The organism is Geoalkalibacter ferrihydriticus DSM 17813, assembly GCF_000820505.1.
In the GTDB taxonomy this organism is placed as follows: Bacteria; Desulfobacterota; Desulfuromonadia; order Desulfuromonadales; family Geoalkalibacteraceae; genus Geoalkalibacter; species Geoalkalibacter ferrihydriticus.
On the sequence record NZ_JWJD01000001.1, the window covers coordinates 1,249,116 to 1,262,177 of the forward strand.

9 protein-coding genes are annotated in these 13,062 nt (G+C 59.7%); 5 read left to right on the top strand and 4 right to left on the bottom strand.

Annotated elements, in window-relative coordinates:
• Window positions 1-77: 77 nt before the first annotated feature.
• Window positions 78-2,099 (bottom strand): alpha-1,4-glucan--maltose-1-phosphate maltosyltransferase, encoded by a 2,022-nt coding sequence (locus GFER_RS05635; protein WP_052445992.1) that lies wholly within the window; start codon window positions 2,097-2,099, stop codon window positions 78-80.
• A gap of 310 nt (window positions 2,100-2,409) precedes the next feature.
• On the opposite strand from GFER_RS05635, the gene GFER_RS05640 reads away from it, so the two are divergent.
• The 4 genes from GFER_RS05640 to GFER_RS05655 all read left to right on the top strand — a co-directional run bounded on the left by GFER_RS05640 (window position 2,410) and on the right by GFER_RS05655 (window position 6,523).
• Complete coding sequence (locus tag GFER_RS05640; protein WP_040096832.1) at window positions 2,410-3,756, top strand: esterase/lipase family protein; 1,347 nt, start codon at window positions 2,410-2,412, stop codon at window positions 3,754-3,756.
• 85 nt (window positions 3,757-3,841) lie between these two features.
• On the top strand, window positions 3,842-4,291 hold the full coding sequence (locus tag GFER_RS05645) for a hypothetical protein (RefSeq protein ID WP_040096834.1): 450 nt from the start codon (window positions 3,842-3,844) through the stop codon (window positions 4,289-4,291).
• An 89-nt stretch (window positions 4,292-4,380) separates the two neighbouring features.
• Complete coding sequence (locus tag GFER_RS05650; protein WP_040096836.1) at window positions 4,381-6,093, top strand: alpha-amylase family glycosyl hydrolase; 1,713 nt, start codon at window positions 4,381-4,383, stop codon at window positions 6,091-6,093.
• Window positions 6,094-6,295: 202 nt separating this feature from the next.
• Window positions 6,296-6,523 (top strand): hypothetical protein, encoded by a 228-nt coding sequence (locus GFER_RS05655; protein ID WP_040096838.1) that lies wholly within the window; start codon window positions 6,296-6,298, stop codon window positions 6,521-6,523.
• Between the two features lie 17 nt (window positions 6,524-6,540).
• On the opposite strand, the gene GFER_RS05660 is transcribed toward GFER_RS05655, so the two are convergent.
• Genes GFER_RS05660 through GFER_RS05670 form a run of 3 tightly spaced genes read right to left on the bottom strand, consistent with a single transcriptional unit; the run spans window position 6,541 to window position 12,228 of the window.
• Window positions 6,541-7,947, bottom strand: coding sequence for an efflux transporter outer membrane subunit (locus GFER_RS05660; protein ID WP_040096840.1), 1,407 nt, complete (start codon window positions 7,945-7,947; stop codon window positions 6,541-6,543).
• A 1-nt stretch (window position 7,948) separates the two neighbouring features.
• Window positions 7,949-11,074: an efflux RND transporter permease subunit gene (locus GFER_RS05665; protein ID WP_040096843.1), complete on the bottom strand. Its 3,126-nt coding sequence runs from the start codon at window positions 11,072-11,074 to the stop codon at window positions 7,949-7,951.
• A complete protein-coding gene (locus GFER_RS05670) occupies window positions 11,074-12,228 on the bottom strand; it encodes an efflux RND transporter periplasmic adaptor subunit (protein WP_040096845.1) in 1,155 nt (384 codons plus the stop codon). The genes GFER_RS05665 and GFER_RS05670 overlap by 1 nt, the downstream gene beginning before the upstream one ends.
• A 186-nt stretch (window positions 12,229-12,414) precedes the next feature.
• Here GFER_RS05670 and GFER_RS05675 point away from each other — a divergent pair, with 186 nt between their 5' ends.
• A complete protein-coding gene (locus GFER_RS05675) occupies window positions 12,415-13,056 on the top strand; it encodes a TetR family transcriptional regulator (protein ID WP_074669562.1) in 642 nt (213 codons plus the stop codon).
• Window positions 13,057-13,062 lie beyond the last annotated feature (6 nt).

Sequence of the window (13,062 nt, forward strand, 5' to 3'; positions counted from 1 at the left end):
TTGTAGGGGCGGACAGTGTCCGCCCTGAGGTTGCCCCGGGCGCACATTGCCGCGCCCCAGCACCACGAAATGTATCGTCACATGAAATAATCAAAATCCTGCTCGCGCCGCAGGCGCGGATAGAGGCGAAAAATGGCAGCCGGTAACTGGTGCGGGTCGAGTTCTATGGTGTTCCACTCGCTGTGCCAGATATTGCGCCCTTCGCCGAGCAGATCATGGGCCAGGAACGGATGGCCGGGTGAAAGCCCGAGGCTCTCCATGGGCAGGCGGATTTTGCCCGCCTGGGTATGGAAGGGATCCAGGTTGACCGCTATCAGCAGCAGGTTGTCGCGCTCTTCGGTGGATTTCACATAACACAGCAGATTGTCATTGTCCGTCTCGCAGAAATGCATGTTCCAGGTGGTCTGCAAAGCTGGATTGTCGCGGCGGATCTGGTTGATGCGCGCGATCAGCTCACGCATGTGCTCCGAATTTCCCCAGTCCCAGCAACGGATCTCGTATTTTTCCGAATCCTTGTATTCTTCCTTGCCGGGCATTCCCGCGTTGACGAACTGCTCAAAAGGCGGCCCGTAAATACCGTAATTGGAAGACAGGGTCGCCGCGAGAATGAAGCGGATGATGAAGGCGGGTTTTCCCCCGTATTGCAGCACCTCGGGCAGGATATCCGGAGTGTTGGGCCAGAAATTGGGGCGAAAAAAGTCGCGTACCGGCGGGGTGGCCAGTTCACGCATGTACTGTTCCAGCTCCCACTTGGTGTTGCGCCAGGAAAAGTAGGTATAAGATTGCGAAAAACCCAGCTTGGCCAGGCGGTATGTAACTTTGGGCCGGGTGAAAGCTTCGGAGAGAAAGATCGTGTCGGGATGCTCGCCTTTGATCTCGCCGATGGCATATTCCCAGAAACCGAAGGGCTTGGTGTGGGGATTGTCGACGCGAAAGATTTTCACCCCCTGGGCGATCCAGTAACGAAAAACTTCCTTGAGTTCCTGCCACAAATCCTGCCATTCGGCGCTCTCAAAATCAAAGGGGATGATGTCTTGATATTTTTTCGGTGGATTCTCGGCATATTGCACGCTTCCGTCAGGGCGCCAGCGGAACCAGGCTGGATGGCGGCGCACGTAGGGATGATCGGGTGCGCACTGAAAGGCGATGTCCATGGCCACTTCCAGCCCCAATTCCGCGGCACGGCCGATAAGGCGACGAAAATCCTCCAGTGTGCCGAGTTCGGGAAGAATCTCGGTGTGCCCTCCCTCCTCAGCGCCGATGGCCCAGGGCGAACCCGGATCGTCGTCTTCGGCGACGGTGCTGTTGTTCTTGCCCTTGCGATTGATGCGTCCGATGGGGTGAATGGGCGGAAAGTAGATGACGTCAAAGCCCATGCGGGCGATTTCCGGCAGCAGCCGCTCACAATCGGCAAAGGTGCCGTGCCTGCCCTCTTCACCGCAACTGGAGCGCGGAAAAAACTCGTACCAGGCACTGAACAGGGCTCGTTCCCGCTCGACGGTGATACGCAGTTCCACCTCGGCCTGAGTCACCAGTTGCGGATCGTAATGCACCGCCATCAGCGCGGCGAGTTGCGGGTCTTCAGCGAGCCGCACAGCCGTGGCATCATCGGGTGCCTGACGGATGCGGCTTGCCCATTCGCGCAGTTCGCCGGCGTGGCCCGAGCCCGCGCGCAGGCCCGCCGCCTCGCACAGGCGCGCTCCGATTTCGCGGTCCACGGCCAGATCCTGTCCGACGGCAAAGCGCTTGGCCAGATCCTTGTGCCAGGTTAAAAAATGATCGACCCGCGCCGCGATGGTGTAATAGCAGGTGCCCAGAGCGCTCACCGCAAAGCGCGCCTCCCAGCGGTCATTGCCCAGGTGCTCCATGGGCACCTTGTGCCACTGCTCCTCATTTTCGTGACGGTAGAGCAGCAGGGCGGCGAGTTCATCGTGGCCGTCACAGAAAACGTCGGCCTGTACCACGACCTGTTCGCCCACCACGCGTTTCACTGCAAAGCGGCCTCCGTCGACCTGAGGGGTCATGTTTTCAATTACGACTCGGCAGCGGCCATCGGCGGACAAACCCCCGTTTTCGCCGCCAGTGTTCGGCAAGCTCATGAATCCTCCTTGGTTACGGCAGAGTTGCTGCCTCATGCGACTTGAGCGTCATATACGTCGAAAGGGGAAGCACTGATTCACTTATGACTTTATCAAGGATTTGCACTCTGGCAAGGCATTTCGGCAGGATCCAAGGGGGCGGAGGCAGACTTAATGCGCAAAGTTGAACGCTTTTTAAATCTCGGGCGCCCTGGGTCTCTGCCTCAAAAAAACAAAGAAAATTCTGATAAAATTCTATTTGAGGGCAACCTGCATCGCGACGATGCTTAGAGAGTCCTATGTTGGATCGGCGTACAGGGAGGATCAAAATATGCTGGTTATTATACATGGTTGGAGTGACGAATACGCATCCTTTAGATCCCTTGCCCAACGCCTGGTACAAAAGCCACCCGAAGGCGTGGGCGCGGATGTCGCGGAAATTCATCTGGCCGATTATCTTTCCCTGGATGATCAGGTCACTTTTCATGATCTGGTCGAGGCGATGCAAAAAGCCTGGACGGATCGCAATCTTCCCACCGCGCCGCGCAGCGTTGATGCCATTGTGCATAGCACTGGCGGATTGGTCATCCGCGATTGGCTGACCCGCATGTATGAGCCGGATAACGCACCGATCCGACGTTTGCTGATGCTGGCGCCGGCCAACTTCGGCTCGCCTCTGGCGCACACCGGGCGCAGCCTGATCGGACGGGCGATCAAGGGGTGGAAAGGCACACGTTTGTTTGAGACCGGCACGCAGATACTCAAGGGCCTGGAGCTGGCTAGTTCCTATAGCTGGGAGCTGGCCGAACGCGATCTGTTCAGCGATCGCCACTACTATGGGCCGGGGCGCATTTTATGCACCGTTCTGACCGGAAACGCCGGTTATCGCGGCATTTCCTCCGTTGCAAACAAGCCCGGTACCGACGGTACCGTGCGGGTTTCAACCGCCAACCTGGCCGCTTTGCGCATGAATCTTGATTTTAGCGGCACTCCAGATGCTGAGCCCGAGGTCAGCTTTGTGGCCGCCGACGAATCCGGACTTGCCTTTACCATTGCCGATGAGGAAGATCATAGCACCATCGCCGCCAAGGGCCGCGGAACACGCAAGACCACGAATTGGGAACTCATTACCGGTGCTTTGCAGGTCGAGGACAGTGGCTTTGCCGCCTGGCGACAACAGTTGCGAGATCACACCGCCGCCGTGACCGATGTGGGCGAACGGCGCCGGGGCAATCATTACGACAGCTACCAGAATACGGTTGTGCGGGTAACGGACAACCACGGTGCGCGTGTGCAGGACTACTTGCTCGAATTTTATGTGAACAACGACAAAAAAGCGCGCGATCAGCGCCTTACGCAACGGTTTCAGGAACAGGTGCTGTCCGGTGTCCATGCTTATTCCGGTGACAAGTCCTACCGCAGCTTGCTGATCAACTGCACGGAACTTCATACGCTGCTGCCCGAGGCGCAGGATCGTCTCAATATCAGCATCACTGCTTATCCTGATTTGATAAAAGGTAAAGTCGGCTATCGTACCTATACCGATCAGGATATCGGCGCCTTGTCGCTGAATTCCGACCAGGTGCGGGAACTTTTTCAGCCGCACCGGACTCTGTTGATCAATCTGTGCCTGAAACGCTATCAGCAGGATGATGTGTTTCGTTTCAAATCCGTTTAGGGTTTTGTTTGGGCCTGGGTTGGGGGATGGCTTCGCGGAGTCTGAGGGCGTCTCTGGCGTTGACTTATTTTGTGGGATGTCTCTTATGAAAAAATCGTGTCTGTTATTGGTTCTGGCTTTTTTTACGTTAAGCTTGGCCTGCACCGAGCGGCAGGACGTCGCGCCGGAACAGGTGCTGGAGGAGACCGAGAATATCAGGCAGGTTGCGATGTTCGAAGACCAGCAGGGAAGCCGGATTGTCGCCTTTGAATTTGCTCCCGGGGTCTCCGCCGAAAAGATCCGCGACCATGCCGAAAGTCTCAGGCATGTCGAGGGTCGCCTGTTGGGCGCCTATTTTTTTGAGGAAGGCAGCCGCAGCATCCCCCCCAACATACTCAGGCGCAGCCTCGCCATCATGAATGCGGTAGATCTGCTCTATGATACCCCTGAGGTCGATAAGTGGCACTTCGCCTTCATGCGCCCCTTTGCCGGCGAATCGAGATTTGTCGATTGTGTGGAAAATCCGCAGGACGCGCTTTGTCGCAAAGGGGACTGATCGGGCTCTAACGGGCGCAGGGTACATTCGGTGTTTTGCAGGGATTTTTAAACAGCTTGCCTTTCGGCCCATTTTCGTGGAGGTCACCCATGAGCGCCGCGCCCTTCTCCGTTGCCAATCTCGACTTTCATCCCAACCATCCCCTGCACCCCTCGCCGCGCGACTGGCGTGATCAGGCGATTTATTTCCTGCTGGTTGATCGCTTCGATAACAATCACCCGGGCGTGCCCGCCTATGCGCCCGGCGCGACCCCCGTCGGTCGCGATCCTGTCCAGGGCCAGCGCTTCCAGGGCGGCAACCTGCGCGGAGTGACCCGCCGCCTTGACTACATCCGCGACCTGGGCTTCACCACCCTCTGGCTGAGTCCCATCTTCAAAAACCGCATCGATTCCGAGAGCTCTTATCACGGCTACGGCATTCAGGATTTCCTGCAGATTGATCCGCGCTTCGGCACCCTTGCCGATCTGCGCGCCCTGACCGCTGCCGCCCACCAGCGCGGCATGTACGTGATTCTCGACATCGTGCTTAACCACAGCGGAGATGTCTGGGGGTATCCCGGTGGCCACCCCTATTTTTACAGTGGCGGCCAGAGATTTCCCTTCGGTTTCTGGCGGGAGCAGGATCCATCGCCAGGTTTTCAGCGCGACGACGCGATTTGGCCGGTGGAGTTGCAGGATCCCGATCTATTCAAGCGCAAGGGAGAAATCGTCGACTGGCATGACCCGATACAGGCGCGCGACGGAGATTTTTTCAGTCTCAAAGAACTCGATCTGCCCAATCCGCGCGTACTCGACACGCTGATCAAGGTCTACAAGTATTGGATCGTCAATGGCGATGTCGACGGTTTCAGGATCGATACGGTCAAGCACATGGAAAGTTCGGCCACGGCGATCTTTTGCAATGCCATTCGTGAATACGCCAAGCGCGTGGGCAAGCACAACTTTTTCCTGTTCGGCGAGATCGTCGGCGAGGATGCGGTGATTCAGGAATACATCGGCCGCAACGCGCGCATTGAGGGGACCCATGAGCGTTTTCCCTCTCTGCACGCGGCGCTCGATTTTCCACTCTATTTCGTTCTGGAAAACGTCATCAAGGGGCTGGCCAATCCGGCCGCCCTGCGGCGGCGCTACGAGGCCTTCCATCAGGTCTACACCGATCACGGCGAGGCCGGGCGCTACTTCGTCACCTTCGTTGATAATCACGACCAGGTCGGCAGAGACCACAAACGCTTCATCGCCGGCAGCCCCTTTTCACAACAGACCGTACTGGCCTGCGCCTACCTGCTCACCGCGCAGGGCGTACCCTGTCTCTATTACGGCACTGAACAGGGCTTCGACGGTGGGGGGCCCGATGATCGCTATCTGCGTGAATGCATGTTCGGTGGGCGCTGGGGAGCGTTCAACACCACGGGCGCGCATTTCTTCAACCCCGGCCATCCGATCTATCGCGGCATTCGTGCCGTCGCCGCGGTGCGCGCCGCCCAGCCCGCATTGCGTTACGGTCGCCAGTATTTTCGTCAGATTTCCGGAAACGGCCATGACTTCGGTGATCCCCTCGATGGTCGCTGCACCCTGGCATACTCCCGCATTCTCGATAGCGACGAGATTCTGGCTTGTCTCAACCTCTCCGCCGAAGAGCGCCGGGATTTCATCACCGTTGACCGCAATCTCAGCGCCCCAGGCGTACAGTTGCGCGATCTGCTGCGCCCCGACCGCACCTTTGCCGTGATCGAGTCATCGGGCCGCGCCTGCGTTCAGGTGCGACTTGAGCCGCATGAAGTGGCGTTGCTCAAGGCGGATTGACAGGAGGAGAGTGAGAGTCGTTCGGCCTGTGATCGGCCGCCGGGGTGCGGGTCGAAAATATCAGAGAGGGGGAGGCCGAGAGGGAGAATTTAAACTTCATTGCTCTATTCTCCCTTGACAATGCCGATTGTCTGATAAAATGAAAAAGTTTAGTAAGTGGTTGTTTTGGTATATTTTTTTACCCTATCGAGGAGGAAATCACATGAACAAGACGTTGACGGCAACATTTGAGACCGTAGATGTCCTGAAAAGTGTCGAGGACGAGATCATAAACGGTGCCATTGCCGGTTTCCCGCGAGAAAAAATCTTTATCGACAAGGAGAAGAAAGAGATCAAGATCATTTCCCCGACAGCCACCGCGGGAGAAATCAAAGAGATTCTTCAGAGCCATAACCCCAAAAGCCTGACCGAAAGAGACTGGACGGAATAAGCCGCTAGCCTCTTCATTTACCAGCCTCCGCCCAAAGCCTTGAACAAGGCGGAGGCTGCATTTAATCGATCACGCACCGCCTCGGCGAGACTCAATTCCGCGTTGAGAAGAAAACGTTGGGCATCAAGGACCTCGATAAACCCACTGTAGCCTTCCTCGTAGCGTAGTTCGGCCAGGCGCAGGGTTTCCTGTAGAGAGTCTACCTGGTGCCGCACCGCGGTTTCGCGCTCGGCGGCAGTGCTGGTCAGAATCAGGGCGTCGCGAACCTCGCGGAAGGCCGTCTGCACAGTGATGCGATAGCGTGTTTCCGCTTGGTCGCGCAAAGCCTCGGCGGTCTGAACGCGGGCGCGATTGCGGCCGAAATCCACCAGAGGCCCGAGAACCGATGCGCCCAGGCCCCAGGTTTCGGCAGGGCCACTGAGCAGATTGTCGAATTCCGCAGCGGTACTGCCGTAAAACAGGGCCAGATTGATACGGGGCAGGCGCTCGGCCATGGCCACGCCGACCTGCGCGGTCGTCGCCGCCAGGGCGGCCTCGGCGGCGCGAATGTCCGGGCGGCGGCGCAGCAGTTCCGAGGGCAGGAACTCGGGCATATCCGGGGCGGGGCGCATGACCGCCAGGGATTGGCTGCCGAAATCCAGGTCACCGCTTAGCTCCGCAGGATTCATACCCACCAGCACCCCGAGGACGCTCTCCAGAAGGCGCACCTGTTGGCGCCTGCCCGGCAGATGCGCGCGGGTTGCCGCCCATTCCGACTCGGCCTGTTGCAGGGTCAACCGATCAATCAATCCCCCTTCATAGCGAATCTGTTGCAGCCTGAGGGTCTCCCAGCGACTTTCCAGAGTTTGCTCAGTGGTGGCCAATTGCTGCTCGGCGGCACGCAGATTGACGTAGGTGTTGACCAGGTCCGTCACCAGGTTGAGGCGTATCGCTTCGTGGCTGAACAGCGACTCTTCCATCCGGGCCGTGGCTGCTTCCCGGCCACGCTCCAGGCGTCCCCAGAGATCGAGTTCGTAGCTCAGCAATCCGATCAGCGAGAAAGAGCTTAAGGTGCCCCCGGCACCGGGAATCGGAACCGGCGAGGCGGCCGCCGGCTGTTTCTGCCGGATCGCTTCGGCCTGACCGTCAAGGGTCGGCCAGCGCTCAGCGGTGGCCAGACCCAGGCGGGCCCGTGCTTCCTGAATGCGCTCAAGTTGCAGGCGCAATTCGAGATTCTCATCCAAGGCCCGGTTTACCAGGTTTTTCAGCACCGGGTCTTCGAATCCGGCCCACCAGGCCAGGCGTTTCTCCTCGGCTTTGGAAATTTCAAGCATCTGCTCGGGCCATTGCTGGGGAAGGCTGATGTCGGGCGAACGAAATTCGGGACCGACGGCACAGCCGGCAAGGGCTATCATTGTGCAGAAAATCACGACCAGCTTATGCATATCAGGCGGCCTCTCGTTTCTGGAGTCGTTCCCGCCGCCAGGTGGCGAGATCCTCGAGCAGCTTGTAAAACAGCGGCACGAACAGCAGGGCCAGACTGCTGGCGGCGATCATGCCGCCCACCACCACGGTGCCGATTCCCTGGCGACTCGCGGCCCCGGCGCCACTGGCGAAAACCAGGGGCAGGGTGCCGATGATGAAGGTCAGGGCGGTCATCATGATGGCGCGAAAGCGTTGCTGGGCCGCCGCGATGGCGGCATCCAGGGAACTCATGCCGGCGCGGCGGTTCTGCGCGGCGAACTCGACGATGAGAATGGCGTTTTTCGCCGCGAGGCCGATGAGCACCAACAGGCCGACCTGAAAATAAATGTCGTTGGGAAACCCGCGCAGCAAAGCAGCCAGGGCCGCTCCCAGCACGGCGAAGGGGATGGCTGAGGCCACCGCCATAGGCAGCGTCCAGCGCTCATATTGAGCGGCGAGAATCAGAAATACCATCAGCAGCCCCAGGCCGAAGGCGGCGGCCCCGGCACCGGCAGTCGCTTCGAGCTGGAAGGCTTCGCCGATCCAGCCGAGTTGCGCCTCGCCCGCGACAGTTGCGGCGGCGGCCGCCTCCATGGCTGCCTTGGCCTGGCCGCTGGTGAAGCCCGGCGCGGGATCGGCCAACAGTTTGGCGGAGGGGTAGAGATTGTAGCGATTGATGACGTCGGCGCCGCTGGTGCGCTCCAGAGAAACCAGAGAACTCAGGGGCAGCATTTCGCCTTGCTGGGAGCGCACGAAGACCTGGCTCAGATCACCCGGCTTACTGCGAAAATCCCCCTCGGATTGCAGATTGACCTGCCACAATCGCCCGAAGAGGGTGAAGTCGTTGACGTAGAGAGAACCGAACGTGCTCTGCATGGTTGCAAATATCTGGTTGACGGGCACCCCGGCGGCGCGGGCCTTTTCACGATCCACAACGGCGTTGTAGCGCGGGATCCCGGTGTCGAGCAGCGACCGCGCATTCATCAACTCGGGGCGTTGATTGGCTTCGGCCACGAGGCGCTGGGCGAGAACTTCAATTCCTTTGGCATCCACGTCATCCCGCACCTGCAGGTAGCCCTCGACGCCGCCGGTGAGGGACATGCCCATGATCGGCGGAGGGATGAAGGCAAATATATTGGCCTCCTGAATGCCCGCGCCGATGCCCATGATCCGCCCTGCCAGAGATGCAGCGTCCTGACCCGGTTCACGTCGCCGGTCCCAGTCGGTGAGGTTGGCGAAACCGACGGCACTGTTGGTTTTGAGGGATGCCGAGAAAATGTCAAAACCGGCGAATGCCGTGAACTCCTGTACCTCATCCAGACCGACCACCTGCTCGGAGAGGGTGCCCAGGGTTTCCGCGGTCCGCCCCAGGGCTGAGGTCGGCGGAAGCTGCGCGACGACCAACGCCACCCCCTGGTCTTCTTGAGGCACCAGCCCTATGGGCAGGCGCGCGAGGAGAAACAGCGTGGCACCGATGGCCAGGAAGAATAAAAGCACCCCGACGACGGCGTGCCGTAAAAGAAAACTGACGCTGCCGACAAATGCCTGAGTTACAAATTCAAATCCGCGATTGAACAGGCGAAAGGGAGCCGCCAGTTTGCGGGGTTGACGATCCAGCAGCAAAGCGCACATGGCGGGGGTCAGGGTCAGCGCCACCACCCCGGAGATTACGACTGAAACGGCGATGGTGACTGCGAATTGACGGTAAAGCACGCCGCTCAGCCCACCGAGAAAAGCAACAGGTGCGAACACCGCGACCAGCACCAGGGTTGAGGAGACTACCGCGCCGGCCACCTGCTGCATGGTCTCAACCGTGGCATCGCGTGCCTTGAGGTTTTTCTCGCGCATGAGCCGTTCGACGTTTTCCATGACGATGATGGCATTGTCGACCACGATGCCGATGGCCAGCACCAGACCGAACAGGGTCAGCAGATTGACCGAAAAACCCAGGGCCTGCATGCCGGCAAAGGTGCCGATGAGAGACACCGGGATGGCTGCCAGGGGAATCAGCGAAGCGCGCAAGCGTTGCAGGAAGATAAAGGTGACCAGCACCACCAGGCCCACGGCGATGAGCAGGGTGATGAATACCTCACGGATGGAAATCTCGACGAATTCGGTGGTGTCGTAGGGGATGGCGTACTCCAGCCCCGCTGGGAAGCGTTGCGCCATGTCTTCCAGGGCCTGGCGCACGTTCTGGGCAGTCTCCAGGGCATTGGCGCCGGGTTGCAGGTAAATGCCCATGGGCACCGTCGGCTGCCCATTGTACATGGCGTGAAATCCATAACTCTGCGCGCCAAGTTCGGCGCGAGCAACATCGCCGAGGCGCAGGGTGCTGCCATCCTGGTTGGCGCGCAGAATGACATTTTGGAATTCGGAGGGTTCGGTCAACTGGCCGCGGGTGGTAACGGTGAAAGTGAACGCCTGGTCGGTGGGCGCGGGCTCCGCTCCGATGCGCCCGGCAGCAAACTGCGCATTCTGCTCACGGATCGCCGCCGCGACTTCGGCGGGCGTCAGATCGTATTGGGCAAGCTTATCCGGGCGCAGCCAGATGCGCATGGAATAATCCTGAGCGCCGAACAGCGAGGCGTTGCCCACGCCGGGGATGCGAACCAGTTCATCGAGCACGTTGAGCAGGGCATAGTTGCTGATGAACAGAGTGTCAAAGCGACCTTCCGGTGAATTGAGCACGGGAACCAGCAACAGGTTGGTGGAGCGTGATTCGACGCGTACTCCCTGATCGCGCACCTGTTGGGGCAAGCGCGGCGTGGCGGCCTGCACGCGATTGTTGACGTTGATGGCGGCCTGGTCGGGATCGGTGCCCAACTCAAAGGACACGGTAATCTGCAGACTGCCTGCATCGGTGGCGGTCGACTCCATGTAGATCATGTCGTCGACGCCGTTGATTTCCTGCTCCAGGGGCGCGGCCACCGATTCGGCTAGCACATCGGCGCTGGCGCCGGGATAAAAGGCACTGACCACGATCTGGGGCGGCACCACGTCCGGGTACTGCTCGACGGGCAGAATGCGGAGAGCCGCGATGCCGAAAATGACAATGATGATGGAGATGACCGAGCTGAAAATCGGGCGGTCGATAAAAAAGCTGAGCATCAGCGGCTTTCCTCCTGAGCGGCATCCTGGGGATTGACGGGCATGCCGGGCTGCAGCCCGACCTGGCCGTTGATCACCACGCGCTCGCCCGGCTCCAACCCTTCCAGAACCACCTGTCCGGCGGTGACGACCGGGCCGAGGACAATCCGGCGGGCGTCAACTTTGTCATCCGCGTTTAAAACGTACACACTTGGTCCTTCGCGGCCTTCGAAAACGGCCGATTCAGGCACCAGGATGATTTCGTCGAGGGTTTGCAGAAGGACGCGCACACGCACGAACTGGCCGGGGATAAGAAGGTTCTCGGGGTTGGCGAAGACGGCTCGGGCCAAAACCGACCCGGTGCGCGGATCGACCGTGGCAGCGGTGAAATCGATCTCGCCGGTTTTCTCATAACAACTGCCGTCGGGCAGCACCAGACGCGCTTTGCGGCTGTGGTCGGAATGCCCAGCGCCGGCCAGAGCCGCGCGCGCGCCGCGTTGCAGGGCGGCATCTTCCTCCGGCAGAGAAAAGCGTACATGGATGGGATCCTGCTGAACGATGGTCGTGAGCAGGGTACCGCGCTCCACCAGGCTGCCTTCGGGCAGAACCTCCAGGCTGGTGACGCCGCTCAAGGGCGCCTCGACCCGGGTGTAGCCAAGCTCAAGTTGCGCCTGCGCCGTGCGCGCCTGCGCCAGGGCCTTGCGCGCCTGAGCCAGTTCCAGGGCCGAGCGTGCGTTGTCGCGCTCCCGCCGACTGACCGCGTCCTGCTCGTAAAGACGGGAAATGCGATCCCACTCGCGCTGGGCCTGACTCAAGTCGGCCTCGGCGGTTTGTTCTTCGGCGCGCGCCGCCTGCAAGGCGACGGCAAACGGCTCTGGATCGATGCGGAAGAGGGCGTCTCCCTTGTTGACATGCCGGCCTTCCTCATAGAGACGTTGTTCAACAATGCCCTGAACGCGCGTGCGGACCTCGACATCCCGTGCTCCGCGCAGACGTCCGGCATAGGTCTGCTCGACCTGTACCGAGGTTTTTTCCGTGGTGATAACGGTGACGGGCGGCGCCCAACCCTGCCCGGGCTGCTGCTCCGAATCGGAGCCGCAACCGGTCAGGATCAGGGCGGCGGACGTGAAAAACGCAACACGCCGCAGAAAGCGACGGGCAAGAGGAGTCGGCATGTGATTGCTCCGGATGTGTTTTCAGCTCGCTCCCGCGGGAAGCGCGCTGGTTTGGGCGAAAAGGGTCGACAATGAAAAGAACCATTGCCGGAGGTTGAAATAGATGCTAGCATACATTCTTGTATGTTTGTAAAGGAAAAAGATTTCCAATCAGGTTTCGATATTTTTGCAACGGGGAGTTCTGTTTTGAGACGCACCAAGGAAGAGACCCAAAAAACCCGCAGGGCGATTTTGGAAGCCGCCGAACGGGTGTTTTTCGATCAGGGCATCACCCGCACCACCCTGGAGCAGATCGCCCGCGCCGCCGGCATGACGCGCGGCGCCATCTACTGGCATTTTCAGAACAAGGCCGACCTGATCAACGCCGTTCACGCCGAGGTGCACCTGCCCATGGAGGAGGTCTTCTTCCGCATTCTCGACGCCGACGATGCCCATGCCCTGCAACGTCTCGAAGACCACTGCGCGGCCTCTTTCGCCCAGCTCCATGCGGATGAGCGCAGTCGGCGGGTTTACAGCATTCTGCTGCTCAAGTGCGAATACTCCGAGGAGATGAGTGCGCTGACCGAAAGGTTAAGGGTGTCGAAGGAGCGTATCACGGTGGGGTTGGAGGATTTTTTCCAGCGCTTGAAAAAAGCCGGGCGAATCAGCGCCGACGCGCAGCCGCGCGTTCTCGCCCTCGGCCTTTACGCGTTCATGCTCGGCCTCTACAGTGATTATCTACGTTATCCGGATATGTATCAGGTTCCCATAGATGGAGAAGAACTCATCCGCTATTTTTTCGCGCCCCTGAAAACGGGCGCGGCGACGCAGCAGACCACAGCCCGATAGGCACAG

Bases quoted from the DNA above. Each gene is read 5' to 3' on its own strand.
- GFER_RS05635 (WP_052445992.1), bottom strand. From the start codon at position 2,099: ATGAGCTTGCCGAACACTGGCGGCGAAAACGGGGGTTTGTCCGCCGAT.
- GFER_RS05640 (WP_040096832.1), top strand. From the start codon at position 2,410: ATGCTGGTTATTATACATGGTTGGAGTGACGAATACGCATCCTTTAGA.
- GFER_RS05645 (WP_040096834.1), top strand. From the start codon at position 3,842: ATGAAAAAATCGTGTCTGTTATTGGTTCTGGCTTTTTTTACGTTAAGC.
- GFER_RS05650 (WP_040096836.1), top strand. From the start codon at position 4,381: ATGAGCGCCGCGCCCTTCTCCGTTGCCAATCTCGACTTTCATCCCAAC.
- GFER_RS05655 (WP_040096838.1), top strand. From the start codon at position 6,296: ATGAACAAGACGTTGACGGCAACATTTGAGACCGTAGATGTCCTGAAA.
- GFER_RS05660 (WP_040096840.1), bottom strand. From the start codon at position 7,947: ATGCATAAGCTGGTCGTGATTTTCTGCACAATGATAGCCCTTGCCGGC.
- GFER_RS05665 (WP_040096843.1), bottom strand. From the start codon at position 11,074: ATGCTCAGCTTTTTTATCGACCGCCCGATTTTCAGCTCGGTCATCTCC.
- GFER_RS05670 (WP_040096845.1), bottom strand. From the start codon at position 12,228: ATGCCGACTCCTCTTGCCCGTCGCTTTCTGCGGCGTGTTGCGTTTTTC.